The sequence below is a fragment of the Pediococcus sp. AC40 genome, assembly GCF_030252485.1.
GTDB classification, from domain to species: domain Bacteria; phylum Bacillota; class Bacilli; order Lactobacillales; family Lactobacillaceae; genus Pediococcus; species Pediococcus acidilactici.
Window position 1 is genome coordinate 1,692,917 of record NZ_CP127012.1, and the last position, 21,475, is coordinate 1,714,391.

The window sequence follows — 21,475 nt, forward strand, 5'->3', positions numbered from 1 at the left end:
CTCATTAAATGTTTAAACTTTATTTTTCTTTAATTACAAAGTGGCGCTTATTGCCGCCCTTGTTGTTATCTTGCCGGTGATTTGAACCTGCGTGGCGATCATCCCGGTCCCGACGATGACCGTTCTTACGGTCGTTCCATTTACCACCGTTACCGTTGCGTCGGTAGCCGTTGCCACCACCATGGCGCCGACCGCCGCGGTAGCCGCCACTCTTATGATTACCGCTCTTCTTGCGTGGTAATGGGCGTTCAGGGGTAATTTTAACCTTAATCTCACTCGCGTCTGCCTTAGTTTCATCGTTCAATAAGGCAGCTACTAATGTACGCGCGTCATATTGTTCTAATAAACGGTCTGCTTGTTCGCCAAACTTATCAACATCGGTCTTTTTAACCAATTCTTGCACGTTTTGTTCAGCCATTGCTGCCCGACCAATGAAGGCTTCTTCTTCTGTTGGTGGCTTTAATGGAAGCAAGCGTTTCTTAGTTAAACGTTCTACGTCTCGGAGGTAATCCATTTCCCAGTTAGTTACAAAGGTTACGGAAGTTCCGTGAGCACCGGCCCGACCAGTCCGGCCAATCCGGTGAACGTAACTTTCAGGATCCTGCGGAATGTCGTAATTATAAACGTGAGTCACCCCAGAGATATCTAATCCCCGAGCCGCAACGTCAGTAGCAACCAAGATGTCTAACTGTCCATCGCGGAATTGGTGTAAGATGTTCATCCGACGTTGTTGGGTTAGGTCACCATGGATTCCCGCTGCGTTATAACCGCGAGCAACCAAGCCCTTAGCCACTTCGTCAACTCGGCGCTTTGTCCGACCGAAGACTACTGCCAACTTAGGTGATTGTACGTCAATAATCCGGGTTAACATATCAAATTTTTCAAATTCTTTAGAACGAATGTAGTACTGATCAACTAAATCAGCGGTTAGTTCTTTTGACTTAACCGTCACCTGTTTAGGATCAGTCATAAACTTAACCCCAATCTTTTTGATTGGTGCGGGCATCGTTGCTGAGAATAGTAACGTTTGTCGTTCGCTTGGGGTTTGTTCAATAATTTTTTCAATATCTGGTAAGAATCCCATGTCCAACATGTCATCTGCTTCGTCAAGGACCAGGGTTTTAACGTGGTCTAAGCGAATAGTGTGTCGGCCAATGTGATCTAAAAGTCGGCCGGGAGTTCCCACAACAATTTGTGGGTGGCTCTTCAACGCATTGATTTGCCGGCGAATGTCTGCTCCACCATACACAACTTGAACTTTAGCTCGCTTGTACTTACCCAATTTAAAGATTTCTGCTTGGGTTTGGGCAGCTAATTCACGCGTTGGTGAAACGATAATTGCTTGAATATTAGGATTATCTAGGTCAACATTTTGTAAGATTGGCAATCCAAACGCAGCCGTTTTTCCGGTTCCGGTTTGTGCCTGTCCAATAATATCTTTCCCCGCTAAGACATCGGGAATTGTTTCAGCTTGGATTGGAGTGGGTTCATCGTATCCATTGTCTAAAACAGCTTTCAAAATGTCTTCTTCCAACCCTAGTTCGGTAAATTTCAAATATAATTCCTCCTAAATTTCTGCTACTGCATCAAAGAAAATCCGTCTTTTAGGGCAAAGCCCACAGTAACAATCATGTAAACATAACTTTATAATCATACACCCGCGAAGTGGGATTAGCAAATAAAATAGAGAGTGGAAGCCCTTGGCCAGGGTTTGAGGACTAACTTAATTTAGGACTTAATCGCGGGTTAGGCGATTGAAGCCTAAATTAGATTAGCCGCAGAAAGCTGGGGCCTGGAGCTCATTTCCTTTCTCTACCATCGCGTGCTTTTTACCCCACAAAAAAAAGACCGGGTTTCTCCCCGGCCTATGCTTCGTTATTTAAGCTGTTCAACCACTTTTTCCAAATGAATCCCGTGGCTGGCCTTTAATAGTACACAGTCATCAGCTTTAATCATTTGTTGTAAATCAGTAGTTAATTGTGGAAGTTCGTTTGCGTCGTATAAATGAACGGCTTCTGCTGGATAAATCTCTTCGTCAACCAGCCGTTTTCCTAACGCACGCATATGCTGGCCCACGAGAAATACTTCTTCGAATTGAGCCGGATTTAAACTGTCCGCTAATTGGGCATGCATTTGGTCGGCATTTTCTCCCAGTTCTAACATATCTCCCAGAACCACAAACCGGCGCCCAGTCTTCTTAGTATGTGCAAAGGAGTTTAACACTGCTTTAGCTGCCGTAGGATTAGAATTATATACGTCACTTAAAATTCGTTCTCCCTGCCGGCCTTTTAGCCATTCGGTCCGGTTCTTGGTTAAGTTAAAATCTGCCAATGCACGAGCACTATCCGCAACTCCGACGTGGTATCGATCACCTACCGTAATGGCTGCCAACGCATTTTTTACGTTATATTCGCCAATAATCGGTAATTTAACCTCCACTTCGGGGTCCAAATTAGTCTTAAATGACGTTTCAGTATCGGTACCTGCTACATCGGATGCGAATACGTCGTTTTCATTTTTCATCCCAAACGTACGTTGCTCAACATCCACCGCCTTGGCCCGCTCCGCTAGTAACGGTTCGTCACCATCGTAAATAAAGCAACCGTCTTCCTTTAAACCGTCCGTAATTTCCATTTTGGCATCCGCAATCCGGTCTCGCGTCTTAAAGAATTCAATGTGGGCTTCGCCAATCATGGTAATTACCGCGATGTCCGGTTGGACTAATTCACTTAAGAAATGTAATTGTCCGGGGCGGTCCATCCCTAATTCAACCACTAGAACCTCAGTATTCGCGTTCATTCCCAAAATGGTGATTGGAACCCCAATTTCGTTATTGAAGTTGGCTTCCGTCTTTACCACATTAAATTCGGTCGCTAAAACGGCGGCAGTCATGTCCTTCGTCGTAGTTTTTCCGTTACTTCCCGTAATTGCCACAACTTTGGGATTGATTTTATCTAAGTAGTATTTCGCTAATTTTTGCAACGCAGCCAGCGGATCTTCCACTTCAATACTTGGCAAATCTGCCGGGCGGGTATCTTCATGATCCTTCGCCCATAACGTTGCAACCGCGCCAGCCTGAATAGCCTGCTCAATAAATTGGTGGCCGTCGCGTTGTCCCTTGATTGGAACAAACAAAGAACCCGGCGTTAATTGACGACTATCAAACTGGACACTGGTGACACTAACCTCATTCCATTGGTCCGGATACTCGTCTACTCCTAGAGCACGGGCAATTTCACTTAGTTGCATTTTCATATTTTTAAAGCTCCCCCTATTCAAACCTACCCTCAATTATACCATAGCCACCTTTTTGGTTACTAAGGCAACGGGTTCAAAAAAGCCCAGTAGATTTTACCAACCAATTCAATCTAGAAACATGCCGTCAAAATTAGCTTTGGTTAACAAAAACTGGACTTTCATCTCATTAGCTACTATATAAGTCGTTAACATTTCATTTACAGATAAATAACCCGCATTAGTACAAGGCTTCGGCATCAAATGCCTTGGGATTGGTGATAATAAAATGCCAATCCTGATTCCTTAAATTATATTTTAACACCGCGATTTGTTGCGCTTGGTTGTATAGTGATTCTTTACTACGCAACGTGGGGGCTAAATTACTATCACTAGCAATTAAAATTGGCACCCGCAGTTCGTGGTCTTGTTCAATGGCTTGATCAAAAGCAAAAATGACGCCTTCGCCAAGCACTGGAATTAGTTGCCTCACCATGCTGGCTGGTAATTCCGAGAAATGATTGACGCGCCGAAAAACCAAGCGGTGTTCGTTATACGTCTGTTCGGCGTGCCGGATTACCGACCGGTTTAAAACTGCGTAAAAATTCTTTAGCCGCCGGTAGTAAGTTTTGACTTGGTTAGTCCCCACCTCTAAGTAAACGTAATCGTTTTGCAGTTTGTACGAAAAAGGGGTGTCCAAATGACTCTTCATATGTCCCATGTACAGTAAATTAGCGATGTCATTGGGCGTTAATTCACTAAGCGCCTCTGCTTGGGAAAAATCGATCCAATTTTTACTGCTGTGCGGATCAAGCAAATACTGACTAATCGTCTTGGCATCGTTAATCTCGTTTAAAAAAGTATGGTTATCAATTGGAACGTCGTCACTAACTTCCCGGTTTAAAAGTAAAATATTGGTCGGCACCTGCAAAATTCCACTTAGGAAATCCTTGGCAGTAATTCCGCGCGAATAAATTAAGTTAACAATTGATTCTAAATGTACAAAAATATAGTCGTCACGCAACATGGACCCTTATCTCACTTTCAATTAAATGATTTCTTTGATTGATCAACTCACATTTTCTCCAGTCGAGCAATGCGATCTTCAATTGGCGGATGGGTATCAAACAAATGGGCTAACGAGCGCTTCTTTTTAAAAGGATCCGCAATGTACAGTGCTGCGCTGCTCGGATCCGCTTCCTGCATCGGTTCACTAGCTGAAATCTTTTTTAACGCGTTAATTAATCCCAATGGATTCCGCGTCAGTTCTACACTTGATGCATCAGCGAGATATTCGCGATTTCGGGAAAGAGCCAACTGAGCAATCGACGTGGCAATTGGTCCTAAAATTACGAGTACCAACGCCAGCAACATTAAGATTGCCCTTAAACTGCTATCCTCATCATCGTCGCTGTCTCGGCGGCGGCCGCCACCCCACCAGAATGCATGCATCCCCCAGTTAACTAGCAATGAAACTGCTGCTGAAAGTGCCAACGCAATCGTAGAAAGGCGAATATCGTAATTACGGATATGCGAAATCTCGTGGCCGATCACACCTTCCATTTCTTCGCGATTCAAACGCGCCAAAATTCCGGTGGTTACCGCTACCGCTGCATTTTGCGGGTTATTCCCGGTAGCAAAGGCATTCGGGCTAGGATCGTCTACAATGTACACCTTAGGCATCGGAACCTTTCCTACTAGAGCCATATCTTCTACGATATGCCATAGCTCGGGATGGTCAGCTTCGCTAATTTCGGTCGCGTGGTTCATTCGCATTACCACGTTTGTCGAATTACTAATCATTAATCCCATGTAAACCGCAGCAATAATCGCCGCCATTACAACCCCCGCACTAGCGCTATTGTAAAACACGTAACCGACCGATGCTCCAATTAGGAGAACCAAAATCGCAAAACCAACCATTACGTATACGGTCTTGCGTTTGTTACTTGCAATTTGTTGATATAGCATTTATTTTCCTCTTAAATAGCCTTATTTATCGAAAGAAACTTTAGGAGCAGCGGTTTCTTCTTCTGGAACTTGGAGGTAGTCCACCGCTTTAAAGCCCCCGATTCCCGCTACTAAATTGCTCGGGAAAGACTGTAGCTTAATGTTATAACTAGCTACGCTTGAATTATACAATTGCCGTGAATACGCAATCTTATTTTCGGTATTGGTCAATTCTTCCATTAACTTGTTAAATTCCTGGTTAGCTTTCAAATCTGGATAATTTTCTGAAAGCGCAAAAATACTTTTTAAAGTATCACTCAACTGGTTAGAAGTTTGCATTGCCGCTTGCCGTTGGGCAGTTGACGGTTCCGCCACCTTCGTTTGGTCAACCAACTGGTTACGTAATTCCACTACCTTACTTAAGGTTTCCTTTTCGTGGGTTGCGTATCCTTTAACCGTATTTACTAAATTAGGAATTAAGTCGTTCCGCCGTTTTAGCTGAACGTTAATTTGACTCCAAGATTCTTGCGTGTAAGTCCGCGCCTTTACTAAACCGTTATACATCAACACAATTGCCACAACCAAGATTGCAACAATGATAATCCCTATGACCATTCCACTCATTATTTATCCATTCCTTTCAAAGTTACCTGATTACCTTAATAGTAGCAGACTGCCGCCAAAAAGCCACTAAATTAGCGGTTAAACTGTCGCGAAAACAGTTTTTGGACACTAGCCGGAGCTTCTTGGTGTTTCATTTCTTTAACTAACTTTCCCCGAATCATTAGTCGTCCCGCTCCGGTTGCATCACAAGTAACTAACGTAAGTAACTTTTGGTCCTTAACGTCGTCAATCACCTGTACATCCGTTGCTTTAATAAACTTCCGGGTTGTTACTTGATATTCGTAAATATTCTTTTCATCCGTCAAATATACTTTTTGTCCCACCTTGGCCTTCCAATATAACGGTCCAAAGAGAACCTTCTTGTCGATCATGTGGTGACCAGCCAGGGCGTAGTTACCCTTGCCCATCTTTTCATTTTCCTTAAGCGTTCCGGCTGCTAACGCTAACGTCAAATTGTCGACTCCTTTACCAATTGGTAAATGAATCCCCACTTCCGGGTAGGCAATCTCACCAATTACCTTAATCCGCTTTTCCGACGCCCGGGCTTTAACCACCGTCTTCCAGTCTAGTGACTTGACCTTTGAAAAATTAAAATCAGCCTTCTTCTTTTCATTTTTAGTGACCACCTGTTCACTAACGGTGGGATTGTACTGCGATACCATCCACGTTTTGATCTGTCGATTGAAAATTAATGCTAAACTAAAAATAACCACTAACGTTAACGCAATTGAACTAAGCCATTTTTTTAACTTACTATTCATCTTTTAGATCTCCAATATATATATTTTATTTTTGTGGTATTGTATATAGGTATACCTTTATTTTAGAAAGAAGGCTTTTAGATGTTTTCTCATCGAGAAGGACGAGCTAGAAAAAAACGCGAACCATGGCAGCAAAACCTCTTTGTACTATGGTTCGGAACGTTTATTGCCGGTATCGCATTTAGTGAGATTATGCCTTTTTTGTCCCTTTATGTCAATACACTCGGCAATTTCTCGAAATCTCAATTATCACTATACAGTGGACTAACTTATTCCTCAACCTTTTTAGTGCTAGCCATCATTTCACCAATCTGGGGAAAGATTGCTGATAAACGAGGGCGTAAGCTGATGATCTTACGAGCTTCCCTCGGAATGGCGTTTGTTTTAGGCGCGATGGGATTAGTCCAAAATGTCTACCAACTAATCGGCCTCCGTTTGTTACAAGGGGTCTTTGCTGGTTACATTAGTAACGCAAACGCCTTAATTGCTACGGAAACTCCGAAAGAAAAAAGCGGGTACGCCCTCGGTTTCCTATCAACCGGTCCCGTATCCGGCTCCCTTTTAGGTCCCCTCGTCGGTGGAGCCCTAGCTTCCATCTTCTCTTATCGTATCACCTTTTTCATCACTGGAGCACTATTATTAATCGTGTTCTTCCTTAGTTTATTCTTAGTTCACGAACACTTTGTTCCAATCGAAAGCACGGAAGGTTCGTTAACTGCTAAAGACGTGGTACATAAGTTGAACCGGCCGCAAGCAGTCTTTGGGATGTTTATCACCACCATGATTATTCAAGCTTCGAATAATTCCATCGCCCCAATTATTAGTTTGTACGTTAAGGAGCTGATGCATAACGGTGCCGGAGTTACCATGGTTGCCGGTTTAATCGCCGCCATCCCCGGGATTGCCAATATGCTTGCCGCTCCCCGGCTGGGTGAACTCGGCGATCGCATTGGAACCGAGAAAATTTTATCGGTCGCCTTCCTATTTGCAATGGTCCTTTACGTACCGATGGCGTTCGTGCCTTCAGTATTCTGGTTAGGCGTTTTCCGTTTCTTTATCGGCATCTCGGATGGTGCCATGTTACCAGCGGTGCAAAGTATTTTATCTAAGCGAACCCCTCCGGAAGTCACCGGACGAATTTTCAGTTGGAACCAATCTTTTCAGGCGTTAGGCAATATGATTGGTCCGTTATTAGGTTCGGCAGTTTCGGGACTGTTTGATTACAACGCGGTTTTCATTGCCACTTCCATATTGGTATTAATCAACTTCCTCCTCTTCCGTTGGTTAAACGGCCGGTCCGTTGCTTAACCGTTCCAAGACTTTAAAGACTTTACCATGACAAAATAAAAAGAGCTAATCCATGCTGGATTAGCTCTTTTTTGATTACCATTTGACTTAATATTAAGCCAAACCGTATTTCTTGTTGAACTTCGCAACCGTACCGTCGGCTTGTTGGAACTTTTGACGGCCAGTGTAGAATGGGTGAGAATCTGAAGTAATTTCAACCCGGATTAATGGGTATTCGTTACCATCTTCCCACTTGATTGTTTCAGAAGATGATGCAGTTGAACCTGATAAAAATTTGAACCCAGTTGCTGAATCTTGGAATACAACTGGATGGTAATCTGGATGAATTCCTTTTTTCATGATATTACGCTCCTTTGCCATGAATCATTTGCTGAATCATAGTTATTATAAAACCAACGACCACAATCATAGCATAAATTATTATTTCAAACAACCTCATTTAGGACTTTTTGCCGAAATTAAGGTTCTTCAGATTAGCGATAAACTCATCGTTATTCTTAGTATTTTTCATTAATTGTAGAATTTGTTCGGTGTATTCTAACGCGTCGCCACGCATGGACCGCCGGATGTTCCACAGCTGTTCTAAAACATCCCGTGAAATCATCAACTCTTCTTTACGGGTGCCGGATTGCCGAATATCTAATGCTGGGAAAACCCGCCGTTCTGCTAAGTTGCGGGATAATACCAATTCCGAATTTCCAGTCCCCTTGAATTCCTCGTAAATTACATCGTCCATGCGACTACCAGTATCGACCAGGGCGGTACCAATGATGGTTAACGAACCCCCTTCTTCAATATTGCGTGCCGCTCCAAAGAATTTCTTTGGCTTATAAAATGAAGCCGGATCGACCCCACCGGAAAGGGTGCGTCCGCTCGGCGCCGTAACTAAATTATACGCCCGGGTTAAACGAGTAATTGAATCTAGTAAAATGACCACGTCTTGTTTGTCTTCAACGAGGCGCATCGCCCGTTGTAAAACCAGTTCAGAAACCCGCGTATGGTTCCGGGGTTCTTGGTCAAAAGTTGAATAGACTACTTCACCATCAATCGAGCGTTCCAAGTCAGTCACTTCTTCGGGTCGCTCATCAATCAGCAGAACGATTAACTTCGCGTTAGGATGGTTCTTACTAATTCCGTTGGCAATGGCCTTCAACAACGTCGTTTTTCCAGCTTTAGGCGGTGCGACTACTAATCCCCGTTGACCAAATCCAATCGGCGCAAACAAGTCCACCAACCGTGTTGATAACACGTCTGGCGTAGTCGCTAACGTCAGTTGTTGGTTTGGGTAAATTGGCGTTAACGCTGGGAAATGCGGCCGTTGTTTAGCTTCCTCGGGATCCTTATTATTCACCGAAGTTACCCGCATCAGTCCGTAATAACGTTCGCCTGGCCGCGGATGCCGCGCTTCGCCGCCCACTAAATCTCCGTTTCGCAAACCAAACCGGGTGATTTGGGAAGCTGAAATATAAATATCTTCTTGGGAAGAGCCGTAATTAATCGGACGCAGAAAACCGTAGCCTTCGTTGCCGATTATGTCGAGGACTCCTTCCATTTCAACAAATGACTGCTTTTTTGCCTGAGCACGCAAAACAGCCAGTGACAATTCCTTCTTGTTCATCTGGCTGTAGTATGAAATCTTGTATTCACGCGCAAGGTTGTAAATTTCTTTGAGAGTCATTTCTTGTAAATCATTCATCGTTAAAAATTTATCCATGAATATTAACTCTCCTAATTGTTAATTCTAAAGCGATTGATCCGCAGTAATTTCCACGTCCGCACCTAGTTTAGTCAATTTCTTCACTAAACTATCGTAACCCCGTAAGATATTATCTGCTTTGGTGATCGTGGTGGTACCGTCCGCCATGAAAGCAGCAATCATCAAACAGGCCCCGGCCCGGATTTCGCCCGCTTCCACGTTTGCACCATACAATTGGTCGGTGTAGTCGACGTAAATTACTCCGTCGGCGTGCTGGATGTTGGCTCCCATCTTTTGCAATTCCGAAACGTGTTTTACCCGTTCTGGATAAATGTGGTCGTTAACCACACTGCGCCCTTGAGCCTTTAGCAGCGAGGCGGTTAGTGGCTGTTGCAAATCGGTTGCAAACCCAGGGAATGGATTAGTATTGACCTCAATCCCCCGCATCTTTTCCACCTTTGGTACGTAGATCTTGTCTCCGTCAATTTTTAAATCAACTCCCAATTCAATCATCTTGGAAGTGAACGATTCGAGATGTTCGGGAATGATGTTATTAACTAAAATCCCATCACCCACGGCAGCTGCTAAGGATAGGTATGTACCCGCTTCAATCCGATCTGGAATAATGGTGTGGGTCGCCGTGGAAACAAGCTTGTCGACCCCTTCGATCCGGATCACGTCCGTCCCGGCTCCTCGAATCTTAGCCCCCATGTTGTTTAAGAACATGGCTAGGTCAATAATTTCAGGTTCCCGAGCGGCATTTTCAATGGTGGTAACTCCTTGAGCTTTTACCGCTGCTAAAATTACGTTAATGGTGGCTCCAACAGAAACCACGTCTAAAAAGATGTGGGCCCCGTGCAATCCCCGCTCGTAAGCAGAAATGTAAACCGTGTCCTCATCTTCAGTAACGTTAGCTCCCAGAGCCTTGAACCCCTTAATGTGCTGATCAATTGGTCGCGGACCAATATTATCACCACCGGGGAAAGTAACGGTGGAACGCTTGAAGCGTCCTAAAAGCGAGCCCATAAAGTAGTATGAAGCTCGTAAACTCTTAATTGCTTTACTTGGTAGTGGGTTTTCGACAATTTCCGTCGGGTCGATTTCCATCACGCCATCTTTAAAGGTTGAATGAACATTCATTGATTCAAGAATAATCATTAAGTTATGGACGTCAAGTATATCGGGTACCGAATCAAACCGCACTGGGGTGTCCGCTAAAATGGCCGCCGGTATTAGAGCAACCGTACTATTTTTTGCTCCGCCAATGGACACTTCTCCAGTCAGTCGCTGTCCACCCTTGATTATCATTTTTTTCATGGTTTTTCCTCACATAATGAACTTAAAGTACTTAAAACTAAGGAATGTATTTTACAGTCAACTTCAATCATAAATAATTTGTTGCAAAAATACAACCACAAGCCTTCACCTATTAAAAAAACTCAAACATCCGTATGTAAAAACGAGGCCGGAAAACTAGTCCGACCTCGTTGAAGTAGTAGTTAGTAAACTAATTATTTACTTTGGTTAGCGGCCGCAATAAATGCCTTGAATAATCCTTCCGGACGTTGTGGCCGTGAAAGGAATTCGGGATGGTACTGTGAAGCAACGAAGAAGCGCTTGTCCGGAATTTCAATTACTTCTACAAGGTGGTTATCTGGTGAAGTACCTGAGAATACCAATCCCTTAGCTTCCATTTCAGCACGGTATTGGTTGTTAAATTCAAAACGGTGACGGTGGCGTTCTTGAATCAATTCTTGATTATCGTACGCCCGAGCTGCAACGGTACCTTCCTTCAATTTGCATGGGTACAAACCTAATCGTTGAGTTCCCCCAAGGTCTTCGACATCCTCTTGGTCCGCCATCAAGTCAATGATGTTGTGCGGCGTATTAGGATTCATTTCTGCAGAGTTGGCATCTTGGTAACCCAACACGTTACGCGCGAATTCCACGCTGGCCATTTGCATTCCCAGGCAGATTCCTAAGAACGGCACGTCGTTTTCCCGAGCGTATTGAATTGCGTCGATCATTCCTTCAATTCCCCGGTCTCCGAAGCCACCTGGCACGATGATTCCGTCTTGACCAGCCATTAATTCAGCAACGTTTTCCTTAGTAATTTTTTCTGAATCAAACTTCGTGATCTTAATGTCCGCATTCACAACGTAGCCCGCGTGTTTCAAGGCTTCGTTAACTGAAATGTAGGCATCTTGCAAAGCAACGTACTTACCAACCAACGCAATGTTAATCGTGTGGTCAAGGCGGTTGTTTACGTGGTCAACGAGGTCCGCCCACTTAGCCATGTCCGCTTCTGGAACGTCTAAGCCAAAGTGCTTAACGACAATTTCATCCATTTTTTGGCGTTTTAGATTTAACGGAATTTCATACAAACTTGCCACGTCTTTAGATTCAATTACCGCTTCCGGTTCAACATCACAGAAAGCAGCGATCTTCGAACGCATGCTGTCCGTAATATCTTCTTCAGTACGGACTACCAGCATGTTTGGCTGAATTCCTAAACCACGTAATTCCTTAACACTATGTTGGGTTGGCTTAGTCTTCATTTCACCAGCCGCCTTAAGGTAAGGTACCAACGTAGTGTGGATATAAAATACGTTTTGGGCACCCGCTTGGCTCCGCATTTGCCGAATTGCTTCTAAGAATGGCAAGGATTCAATATCCCCAACCGTTCCACCGATTTCGGTAATGACGATATCTGAATCCGTAACGGTTCCAGCACGCATGATCTTTTCTTTGATTGCGTCAGTGATGTGCGGAATTACTTGGACAGTTGCGCCAAGATAATCTCCGTGCCGCTCCTTACGCAATACTTCCGAATAAATTTTTCCAGTGGTAACGTTAGAATACTTATTTAAGTTAATATCAATAAAACGTTCATAATGTCCTAAATCCAAGTCCGTTTCTGTACCATCATCGGTAACAAAAACTTCCCCATGTTGGTACGGACTCATCGTTCCTGGATCAACGTTAATGTACGGATCAAACTTTTGAATTGTCACCTTCAAACCGCGATTTTTCAACAACCGTGCTAAAGAAGCTGCAACAATCCCCTTTCCTAAAGATGAAACCACTCCACCTGTAACGAAAATATATTTGGTCATCAAAACTCTCCTTTTCTAACATTTCTAACTGGTTAACTATTGGAAACCTGAAAGCGGATTTTATCATCGGGTAACCCTCACCCAACAATAAAAATACCCCCTATTCCATGAATAGGGGGTATTAACCGTTCATTGTCCGCTAAACCCAATCAGGTTTACCGGAGCCCAAAAAATATAATACCGAGTAATCAACCATAAGTCAAGCTGATAATTTACTCTTCTTCATCATCATTTAATTCTGTTAATTGACCTTCAATACCGTCAGGAAGCGTGTCGTTATCATCATCGCTAGATAAATCCTCGTAAGTTGGATCATCGGCATCCGCGTCATCAGCGGCGGTAACGTCTTCGTCTTCTGGGTCATCTGCATCGTAATCAATTACGTCGTCATCATCGGCGGCGTCAGCCAGAAAGGCGTTGACCCGTTTACGTTTTTTACGTACCGGACGATCTTCGTCTTCGTCTTCTTCAGTGTGAATTAGGGCTTCATCAATTGATTCAAATGGGTACCATGTCCGAAGTCCCCAGGTGTTTTCACCAAGGGAAATAAAACTGCCGTCAATATTTAAATCAGTGTAAAATTGCGATAACCGATTCCGAAACTCTTCGTCCGTCTTTTCCAAGTAATTTTGAACTGCATTAGCTAAATCAACGAATGCCATCGGTTCACCATTCTTAGCTAAGATAGCGTGAGCAACTTCGATCATCGAGAGTTCGTCTTTGTTTTGACCCTTAAAAATTTCTAATTCCAACTGGTGCACGTCCTTTCCACAGTCTGTCCTTAATGATACTACACTCAGGCCGTAAATTGCAATCGGATTTTATAGTTACCAATCAGCTGTTTACCCGCTAAAAGTTGGTAATCAATGTTCACTTGTCCTGCCAACGGTTCGTTTTGGAGTTGCACATCTAACAAAGGGGTGACCGTTTCAATTGGGAACAGTCCGTATGGGGTGCGGTAACGCGCTTCAATCCGTTTCCCACTTGCAAACCGAAGCCGCATTTCATTTTCAGCAGCTCGCGTTAGTAAAACCGTTCCTTCGCCGTCAATTTTCATGGTAACCGGAATTTTCTGTCCGCTTTTTTCGTCTACTTCTTGGTACCGTAAGTAAATTGAATTGCCCATTTGAAATACTTGTCCTGGTTCATCGAAAACTAGGTGGTTTTTTTCACCTTCTTGTTCAATAAACGTCTCTAAATGGATCGCAATTGGAATTCCATTATCTAGTGCCATTTGAATGCTCCTCTTCCTTTCACTTTATTACCATGCCAATTATAATTCATTTTACATATAATTGTACTATTCTACCGTTCAACTTTTACAAGCTTTAGCGAAAACTAGTATAATTCTAAGTAAAGGATTTATTTAATAAAAATCAGGAAGGTGGCATCATGGCCCTTAAAAATCAGCGCCTGCCGATGGAAAAAGTTTTTCGTGATCCCATCCATGATTACGTTTATGTCCAAGACCAAGTAATTTTGGATCTGATTAACACGAAAGAATTCCAACGGCTTCGCCGCATTCATCAGTTAGGAACTACTTCATTCGTTTTTCACGGCGCGGAACACACCCGTTTTTCACATTCTTTGGGTTGTTACGAAGTGGCCCGGCGCATTGTTGAAAACTTTGAACGGAATTACCTTTCCAAAAACCCTAACGATGGATTATGGCGTAAAGAGGAACGTTTGGTAACCCTTTGCGCAGCGTTATTACACGACATTGGTCACGGTGCTTATTCACACACGTTTGAGCACATTTTTCACACCAATCACGAACAAATTACTACCCAAATCATTACGGACCCGACTACGGAAGTTAACCAGGTTTTACGACAAATCAGTCCAGATTTTCCGACCCAAGTTGCTGCCGTTATCAGTCACGATTACCCGAATCCCCAAGTGGTGCAGTTGATTTCTAGCCAAATTGACGCCGATCGGATGGACTACTTGCTTCGGGATTCGTATTACACCGGGACAAACTACGGTACCTTTGATTTAACCCGTATTTTACGGGTGATGCGTCCCTACTCGAAAGGGATTGCCTTTCAAATTAGCGGAATTCACGCGGTTGAAGACTTTATCGTCAGCCGTTTTCAAATGTACGTCCAGGTTTACTTTCATTCCGTTTCACGGTCCATGGAGGTCATTCTCGGTCACTTGCTTGCCCGGGCACACCAGCTGTACTTAGATTCAGCAACCCCGTGGCAGCAGGCTCCACAATTTTTAATGCCCTTTTTCAACAAGCAATTTACTTTAAGCGACTACTTGAAATTAGACGACGGGGTACTTAACACCTACTTCTTGCAATGGGAAGATTCAGAAGACCCCATTTTAAACGACTTAGCTAACCGCTTTTTAAACCGCACCCCGTTTAAATCGGCCCGTATCAGTAACCAAACCCGCGCGCTTTTACCTGAACTAAAACAGTTAGTGGCCGCAGCAGGTTTTGACGCAGAGTACTACACTGCCGAAAACGATAGCTACGATCTGCCGTACGACGCTTATGACCCTACGTCGCAAAAGCCCCGAACCCAAATTGAATTGATGCAGGCCGACGGTTCCCTAGTGGAGCTTTCCACGGCTAGCGATTTAGTTCGGGCCATCTCGGGCAAAGTTTCAAGCGACGAACGGTTCTATTTTCCAAAGGAAATGCTCACTAGCAACACTGAAAACTTATTTTCAGCTACCTTTGAAGCATTTCAATCACACATCAAAAACGGCATCATCAATTAGGAGGATGATCATGAGTATTAAATTAGTGGCCATTGATTTAGATGGCACCCTATTAAACGATAATAAACAACTGACCGAAGAAAACATCGCTGCCATCAATGCAGCTTCTAAGATGGGTGTTAACATTGTTTTGTGTACCGGACGCCCCATCACCGGGATTCAACGCTACTTAGCCCAACTTGAGCTCCAAAACGAAAGGGAATACGCCATTACTTATAACGGCGGGCTTGCTCAGACCATTAACGGGGAAATTTTAATTAAACACACCTTAAGTTTCCAAGACTACCTGGATGCCGAAGCCTTCAGTCGCCAAGTGGGCGTTCATTTCCATGTGGATGGCAAGAACCATATTTACACTGCCAACAAAAATATTAGCCAGTACACGGTTGGAGAAAGTTTCTTAGTAGAAATGGGCTTACGTTACCGGAGCGTTGAAGAAATGAACCCTGACCTAGAAATGCCTAAGGTAATGTTTATCGACGATCCGAAAGTTTTAAGTAAGGCCCGTGACCAAATCTTCAATCGTTTCCAAGACGAATTTAGCGTAGTCCAAAGTGAACCTTACTTTATTGAATTAATGCCTAAAAACGTCAGCAAGGGCAACGCGGTTAAGGAGTTGGCGGAACGTTTGCACCTTAGCCTTGACCAAGTAATGGCAATCGGTGACCAAGGAAACGACTTGTCAATGATTAAGACGGCCGGAATAGGGGTCGCGATGGAAAATGGAATTGACGAGGTAAAGAAAAATGCCCAGTTCATCACGGCTAACAATAATGAAAGCGGTGTGGCAAAGGCGATTAGGAAGTTTGTGATTAATAAATAAGAGCGCTCCGCACCCCCGGGTAGCCCTTGAGGACTAACGGAATTAGGGAATTAATCGCGGGTTGGGCGATTGGTACCCTAATTTGGTTAGCCGCAGAGGGCTGGGGGCTGAGCGCGTTTCGACTACGCTGCAGGTAAGCACCTGGATTAACTTTATTTTGGCCTTAATCGCGGATTGCGATTGAGGCCAAAATTTGGTTAACCGGAGAAGATTGGTGGCTGGAACACGTTTCCGCTACGTTGCAAAAGAACCACGGAATTAGGGAATTAATTGCGGGTTGGTCAATCGGTCCAATATCCTCCTCCCAGAAATTACCCAACTACGTTATTATATAATCAACTTTTATCACCGGTCGTTCGCAAAAACTTAAAACGATTGTACATGAAGGAGGTTCGCTTAATGGGACATGGCTCACAATTTTTGAAAAAAATCTTAGTCATCTATATAGTTGTTAACCTAATCGTAATGGCACTTAAAGCCTTCACTCCGTTAGGTCAAAACAGCATTTTCAACCTGCTTGCTTTCGTAATCTTGTCCTTTTTCACCGTTTATTTACTTTATTTATTAATAAAAATGGGCAAGAAACTATAACTTTAAAATCAACGACATCTTCATTCGCTAGCGGGGGGCTCCCCCCGTTTTTTGATTACTGACGTTGAAATCGTTCTCAAACTATGTATAATTAATGTACACGAAGGAATGATTATGATGAATAACACGGAACAATTAAGCATCGCCGTTAATGAATCAGCAATTCGGTACGCACTTTTTAGCGACCAGGGTGAATTGAAGGTACGTAAAAGCGTCCCTACTCCTACTGATAACATTGATAATTTTTTAAAAGCCATTTATCACATTGTTGAAGAAAACCAAAAAAATATCTACGGGATTGGAATTAGCGTTCCTGGTCAAGTGGATCAAGCGGATGGAATCATCTACCAAGGTGGCTCCCTACCGCTTCTTCATGGACTAAGTTTGGGCAAAATTATCGCTGCGCGTTACGACCTTCCCGTTGCCATGCAAAGCGTTGGAATCTGTGCAGCGACCGCCGCTCACTGGAATGGAAACTTACGTAACATTCATAACGGTGCAGCCTTAATCCTCGATGATGGCGTAGGCGCGGGGATTATTTTAAACGACCGGATTTTTACCGGCAATCATCTAGAAGCTGGGGCTTTAGGGATGATTTTAGCTAATCCGCAAACTGATAATCCTTCACCATCCCAAATTATGTTTAACGCATGTTCTGCCACTAAAATGGTGCAAAAAATCGGGAACGTTTTGCAGCTTTCCGACCCTAACGACGATACCAAGGTCTTTAAAGCCATTGAAAATGGTGAAGCCAACGCTCGCGAACTTTTTAATGAATATTGCCGTAACGTTGCTTACATGATTGCCAATACTCAGGCGGTGTTGGACTTGAACAAATACGTAATTTGCGGACGAATCAGTACCCAGAGTATTTTGGTTCCCGAAATCAACCATCAGCTTCAGGTAATTCGGGACAGTTTCTCACTTTTAAAAGAGACTCTGCACATGCCAAATGTTGAAACTTCAGTTTTTAAACAGGATACCGACCTTTACGGTGCTTATTATTTTGCACTATCCCAATTCGATTTTAAAAAGTTACAGGAATATGCAGCTCAAGACCCGTCATTGCCAGATTAATAGTAATTACGCGTGCCTTAAATTTTCTTTGAAATCATTAAAAACGAGACTGAGAAAAAACTTAAAAAATCCTTTTCAATGATGAAGCTTTTTGAAAAAACATTTTGGTGCGTTAACTTGAATAGAGTCAAAACATTCGCCAAAATTCCGTTAATCCCACTCAACCCCAAAAAGAGACCATTATGCCAAGTTCAGGCATAATGGTCTCTTTTCAGTTAATACTTACAAACTCCCCCACTTGGGGTTGTACGCTCATTTTTATTTAAGCTCATACCGATCCGCAAAACGAACGGTAATGACCTGTTCAATCATTTCTTCTTCAGTGCGGTGGTCTTCAGGGTTTAATTGTCGTTTATTATTTTCGGATAAAATAGCAATTAACAGCTCTAGCATTAAATCTCGGCTACCGGCCAAATAGTTTAATCTAGGAACTCCATTATTATTAGCTATTAGCAGGCAAGCACCCGCTTCGCCGAAAAAGTCGTCTATTATCTCACCATTTTGGGAAATAATTATGTTTTGCGCCTCGGGATGTTTAATTAAGCATTCGTAAATCGCATTCAAGTAGGGGATTAAGGTAGCATCTTCTCCCGCTTGGTAAGTATCATATCCCTTTCGAGCTAAGGTCCGTTGTAAACTTATCTTAAAGCTAAACCTTGGTACAAAAAAGAAGTTGTGAGAAAATGGTCTCTCTTCTCCTAAATCAAAATTAGGAAAATTAATTAACACCGAGCCACCGCCACTAAGTACGATTTCGTTAGCTCCGTACATTCCGTGGTCCACTAAAGTGGCCGAGTTTACTTGGTTCCTATCTTGGTCATAAAAAAGCAGTTGTTGGGTTTCTTCGTCAAAACCCCAGTAGTGACCTTCCGGAGGGATAAAACCTACTTTCGTAGGCACAATAATGCTACCGTCTTTTTTGAAGATAAAACTTGTAAAACCAACTTTATCGTCTGCGTTGCCACCTAGATAGAGCACCCCCCGATCCCAAGGGACGTCCCGATCTGCAAGCTGCCAAAACCATATCTTGTCACAAATTAATTTTCTGAATTCACCAATTTTCAACACGCTTCCTCCTCATTGGTGCCTAACTCAACGCTACAAGCTAAAAACACTAGGGCTTCCTACTTAAATACACATCGTTCACTAAATTGTTCGTTGACAATCTGTTCTGTCATTTCAATTTCCGAACGCTGATCATCCGGATCTAATTGACGCAAATTGTTTGCGAACAAAATCTTAATTAATAACTCTAGGACTATTTCACGGCTGCCAACGCAGTAATCAAACGAAAAGCCTTCTCCGTAGTTGGCAAGTAATAGTTGATCATCCTGCGGGGAGGATTCAACTTCCAGCTCTCCACTTCGGGAAATGACCACCTCTTCAAGTTCGGGATGGTTAATTAAATCTTCGTAAGCTTGGTTAAAAAATGCTATCAATGTATCTGCATCATCCAGCCAATACGTATTGTATCCCATCCGGCTCAGTACTCGTTGTTTCTCGATATCGTATTGTGCCCGTGATACAAAAAATCCTCTTTGCGTAACCGGTACGTTTGTCTCTACGCCATAATCAAAGAAATTAACCAACATTCCGTTGCCATCCGCAAAGTCAATTACCCTAGCTCCATACACCCCAATTTTAGGCAGGCCAGCGAATACTTTGGGGTTTCGATCCTCATTTAAGAACTCAATTCGTTGTTGTTCTTCATTAAAGTTCCAATAAATAAATTCTGGAGGTACAAATCCTATCTTAGTAGGAAAGTCAACTTTACCGTCTTTCGTAAACTCTAATGCAACAAAGCTAAAGCCCTGGTCTTCACCAGATCCCAAAAAAAATTCTGCGGGCCTTTCATGGTAGTTTACGTTTACCGTATCCCAAACTTTCCAATACCATAATTTATCACAAATAAGATTTTTTAATGTATGTTTATCCAAGGTGACCCCCCCTTACTTATGCTTAAACCACGCACTACTCTGTTCTTGAAATCCCTTGAAAACGGTAGTAACTTTCCGGCCATGAACCAGGCGATCCGCAAAGTAACGATACGCCACGTAATTGCCAATTTCCATTTCAAATGGCCCAAGTCCAGCATGTTCGTCACCTTGGTGCACTTTTAATTGTTCGTCAGTAATTAGTTTTACCATAATTCCTAGGTATTCAATTAATACCTCGCGAGTTCCCCCAATTACTCCAATGTTTAAAAGGGTGCGTAAGGCATTTTTAGCACTAAATTCTTTCATATACTGAGGTGAAGCGTTATTAGCTACAATATCCACATCGCCTAACCGCTTCCATTCGTCACCAATGTATAGAATACCATCTTCGATTTCGTCAAAGGGGTAATTTAGCATAACCACGTCTTTTGCATCTGTTAAAACTGCTTTTTCAATTTCTGGATGGGCTTGCAAAAAGTCGTACGCCATTAAAAAGCGGTAAAAGTAGAGGGTCAAGTTTGGATAATGTTCAAAAAGTTTCATATTCACGATATGTAAATTATCTTCGTCTCCACCTTCGGAACTATTAGTGAGGACGTAAAATGGCACTCCGTAACGCGCTAAAGAGGCAGTTTGTTCCTGAACCTCTTCTGCAATATTAACGTTTTGATTTTCATACAGATGAAAAATATTGTCCATATTCACGATAAACTCGGTAATGACTACGTTTGGTTCAACTTTCATTAGCAATTGCTCCTTCACTTTATACGTCGGTTATATATAAATCAATTTGACGTCGTTAACTATAACAAGTATAAACATATTTCCAACGCCTGTCTACTTGAGAGTGGATAAAAGTCGCGTAATTTAAGGTTAAATTTCCCATTACGCCTGATTACGACGCTAATTGCGCTTTTAAGTTAACTGGAACAACCGGGAACCTAAAGCGTTGGACCACTAAAAAAAATACCCCAAGTCCACTAACAGCAATTTTGCCATCATTAAACTTGGGGTATTTAAAATTTTGTACAACCATTATGCTAACTAAGCCACCGCGTGTTGCCGTTGACTATGTGCCAAAAAGGCAAGCCGCATAATTACTAAGTTCAACTTCTCTTCTAACTTTGCATCCACCCGTAAATATTTGCTTACACAATTATCCACTTGTTGATACAATTTGGTTTCCTTCAACGCTTGATCACTTGCACCATAACAATGATTATAGTTTTGGTCCAGCTCTTCTTGTTCAAGCACGTCAGGAAAGTCGGTCTGGGTTCCCGGACCATCGTAGTAATCCACTAGATTAATATTGGTGTTTATACTCAAGAAAAATTCTTTCTTAGGAGTTCTTAACAGCTCAAATCCCAGCTCGGTATGGTTATCAGTGCTGATAACTAAGCCTTCATCATCATTTAGCGGTAAAAAGACGAAGTAATCGTGCCGGTTGCTGCTCCGAACGTCGTATTCCACTCCGTTTAATCCCGCGATTTTTTTGATGCAGCTGTCTTTATTGATTTCAATCGTTTTATCTTCTTGCATTACTTTAGATAAAACATCATATTTAAAAATCATTTTTCTTCCTCCAAAAAATAACCATAAATACTGGAACAGAAGAAATTATACTC

20 protein-coding genes are annotated in these 21,475 nt (G+C 42.8%); 4 read left to right on the forward strand and 16 right to left on the reverse strand.

Going from position 1 to position 21,475, the window contains the following annotated elements:
- Nucleotides 1-19: 19 nt before the first annotated feature.
- The 6 genes from cshA to NL111_RS08440 form a co-directional block, all read right to left on the reverse strand.
- On the reverse strand, nucleotides 20-1,555 hold the full coding sequence (gene cshA / locus NL111_RS08415; protein ID WP_002832415.1) for a degradosome RNA helicase CshA: 1,536 nt from the start codon (nucleotides 1,553-1,555) through the stop codon (nucleotides 20-22).
- 320 nt (nucleotides 1,556-1,875) lie between these two features.
- Nucleotides 1,876-3,255 (reverse strand): UDP-N-acetylmuramoyl-tripeptide--D-alanyl-D-alanine ligase, encoded by a 1,380-nt coding sequence (locus NL111_RS08420; RefSeq protein WP_002832416.1) that lies wholly within the window; start codon nucleotides 3,253-3,255, stop codon nucleotides 1,876-1,878.
- 220 nt (nucleotides 3,256-3,475) lie between these two features.
- Entirely contained in the window at nucleotides 3,476-4,261 is a 786-nt protein-coding gene (locus NL111_RS08425; RefSeq protein WP_058121122.1) for a hypothetical protein, read from the reverse strand.
- Between the two features lie 47 nt (nucleotides 4,262-4,308).
- On the reverse strand, nucleotides 4,309-5,205 hold the full coding sequence (htpX, locus tag NL111_RS08430; RefSeq protein WP_002829735.1) for a zinc metalloprotease HtpX: 897 nt from the start codon (nucleotides 5,203-5,205) through the stop codon (nucleotides 4,309-4,311).
- Between the two features lie 21 nt (nucleotides 5,206-5,226).
- Complete coding sequence (locus NL111_RS08435) at nucleotides 5,227-5,808, reverse strand: LemA family protein (protein ID WP_002832417.1); 582 nt, start codon at nucleotides 5,806-5,808, stop codon at nucleotides 5,227-5,229.
- A 71-nt stretch (nucleotides 5,809-5,879) separates the two neighbouring features.
- Entirely contained in the window at nucleotides 5,880-6,569 is a 690-nt protein-coding gene (locus NL111_RS08440) for a class A sortase (RefSeq protein ID WP_002829731.1), read from the reverse strand.
- Nucleotides 6,570-6,650: 81 nt separating this feature from the next.
- On the opposite strand from NL111_RS08440, the gene NL111_RS08445 reads away from it, so the two are divergent.
- The gene (locus NL111_RS08445) at nucleotides 6,651-7,877 is read left to right on the forward strand and encodes a multidrug efflux MFS transporter (protein WP_004166170.1); all 1,227 of its coding nucleotides are present in this window, start codon (nucleotides 6,651-6,653) and stop codon (nucleotides 7,875-7,877) included.
- Between the two features lie 93 nt (nucleotides 7,878-7,970).
- Here the strand turns inward: NL111_RS08445 and NL111_RS08450 are convergent, their stop codons facing one another.
- The 6 genes from NL111_RS08450 to NL111_RS08475 form a co-directional block, all read right to left on the reverse strand.
- On the reverse strand, nucleotides 7,971-8,216 hold the full coding sequence (locus NL111_RS08450) for a type B 50S ribosomal protein L31 (protein ID WP_002829728.1): 246 nt from the start codon (nucleotides 8,214-8,216) through the stop codon (nucleotides 7,971-7,973).
- A gap of 100 nt (nucleotides 8,217-8,316) precedes the next feature.
- The gene (rho, locus tag NL111_RS08455; RefSeq protein ID WP_002829726.1) at nucleotides 8,317-9,591 is read right to left on the reverse strand and encodes a transcription termination factor Rho; all 1,275 of its coding nucleotides are present in this window, start codon (nucleotides 9,589-9,591) and stop codon (nucleotides 8,317-8,319) included.
- Nucleotides 9,592-9,618: 27 nt separating this feature from the next.
- Nucleotides 9,619-10,890, reverse strand: a complete 1,272-nt coding sequence (gene murA, locus NL111_RS08460) for a UDP-N-acetylglucosamine 1-carboxyvinyltransferase (RefSeq protein WP_005918974.1) — start codon at nucleotides 10,888-10,890, stop codon at nucleotides 9,619-9,621.
- A gap of 194 nt (nucleotides 10,891-11,084) precedes the next feature.
- Nucleotides 11,085-12,689, reverse strand: coding sequence for a CTP synthase (pyrG, locus tag NL111_RS08465; protein WP_002832418.1), 1,605 nt, complete (start codon nucleotides 12,687-12,689; stop codon nucleotides 11,085-11,087).
- Between the two features lie 212 nt (nucleotides 12,690-12,901).
- The gene (gene rpoE, locus NL111_RS08470; protein ID WP_002832419.1) at nucleotides 12,902-13,441 is read right to left on the reverse strand and encodes a DNA-directed RNA polymerase subunit delta; all 540 of its coding nucleotides are present in this window, start codon (nucleotides 13,439-13,441) and stop codon (nucleotides 12,902-12,904) included.
- A 44-nt stretch (nucleotides 13,442-13,485) separates the two neighbouring features.
- Entirely contained in the window at nucleotides 13,486-13,923 is a 438-nt protein-coding gene (locus tag NL111_RS08475; protein WP_002829721.1) for a YwiB family protein, read from the reverse strand.
- A gap of 158 nt (nucleotides 13,924-14,081) precedes the next feature.
- On the opposite strand from NL111_RS08475, the gene NL111_RS08480 reads away from it, so the two are divergent.
- From NL111_RS08480 to NL111_RS08490, 3 genes are all read left to right on the forward strand, one after another.
- Nucleotides 14,082-15,422: an HD domain-containing protein gene (locus NL111_RS08480; protein WP_008841769.1), complete on the forward strand. Its 1,341-nt coding sequence runs from the start codon at nucleotides 14,082-14,084 to the stop codon at nucleotides 15,420-15,422.
- Between the two features lie 10 nt (nucleotides 15,423-15,432).
- Entirely contained in the window at nucleotides 15,433-16,245 is an 813-nt protein-coding gene (gene yidA, locus NL111_RS08485; protein WP_053906234.1) for a sugar-phosphatase, read from the forward strand.
- A 699-nt stretch (nucleotides 16,246-16,944) separates the two neighbouring features.
- Complete coding sequence (locus NL111_RS08490; RefSeq protein WP_195459469.1) at nucleotides 16,945-17,913, forward strand: ROK family protein; 969 nt, start codon at nucleotides 16,945-16,947, stop codon at nucleotides 17,911-17,913.
- Between the two features lie 258 nt (nucleotides 17,914-18,171).
- Here the strand turns inward: NL111_RS08490 and NL111_RS08495 are convergent, their stop codons facing one another.
- From NL111_RS08495 to NL111_RS08510, 4 genes are all read right to left on the reverse strand, one after another.
- Complete coding sequence (locus NL111_RS08495) at nucleotides 18,172-18,981, reverse strand: hypothetical protein (RefSeq protein WP_058121117.1); 810 nt, start codon at nucleotides 18,979-18,981, stop codon at nucleotides 18,172-18,174.
- A gap of 56 nt (nucleotides 18,982-19,037) precedes the next feature.
- Nucleotides 19,038-19,850, reverse strand: a complete 813-nt coding sequence (locus NL111_RS08500) for a hypothetical protein (RefSeq protein ID WP_285110152.1) — start codon at nucleotides 19,848-19,850, stop codon at nucleotides 19,038-19,040.
- 12 nt (nucleotides 19,851-19,862) lie between these two features.
- Nucleotides 19,863-20,594, reverse strand: coding sequence for a hypothetical protein (locus NL111_RS08505; RefSeq protein WP_036685491.1), 732 nt, complete (start codon nucleotides 20,592-20,594; stop codon nucleotides 19,863-19,865).
- Between the two features lie 300 nt (nucleotides 20,595-20,894).
- Nucleotides 20,895-21,422 carry a hypothetical protein gene (locus NL111_RS08510; protein WP_002829714.1) on the reverse strand — a complete coding sequence of 176 codons (528 nt, stop codon included), beginning with the start codon at nucleotides 21,420-21,422 and terminating at the stop codon, nucleotides 20,895-20,897.
- Nucleotides 21,423-21,475: the final 53 nt, after the last annotated feature.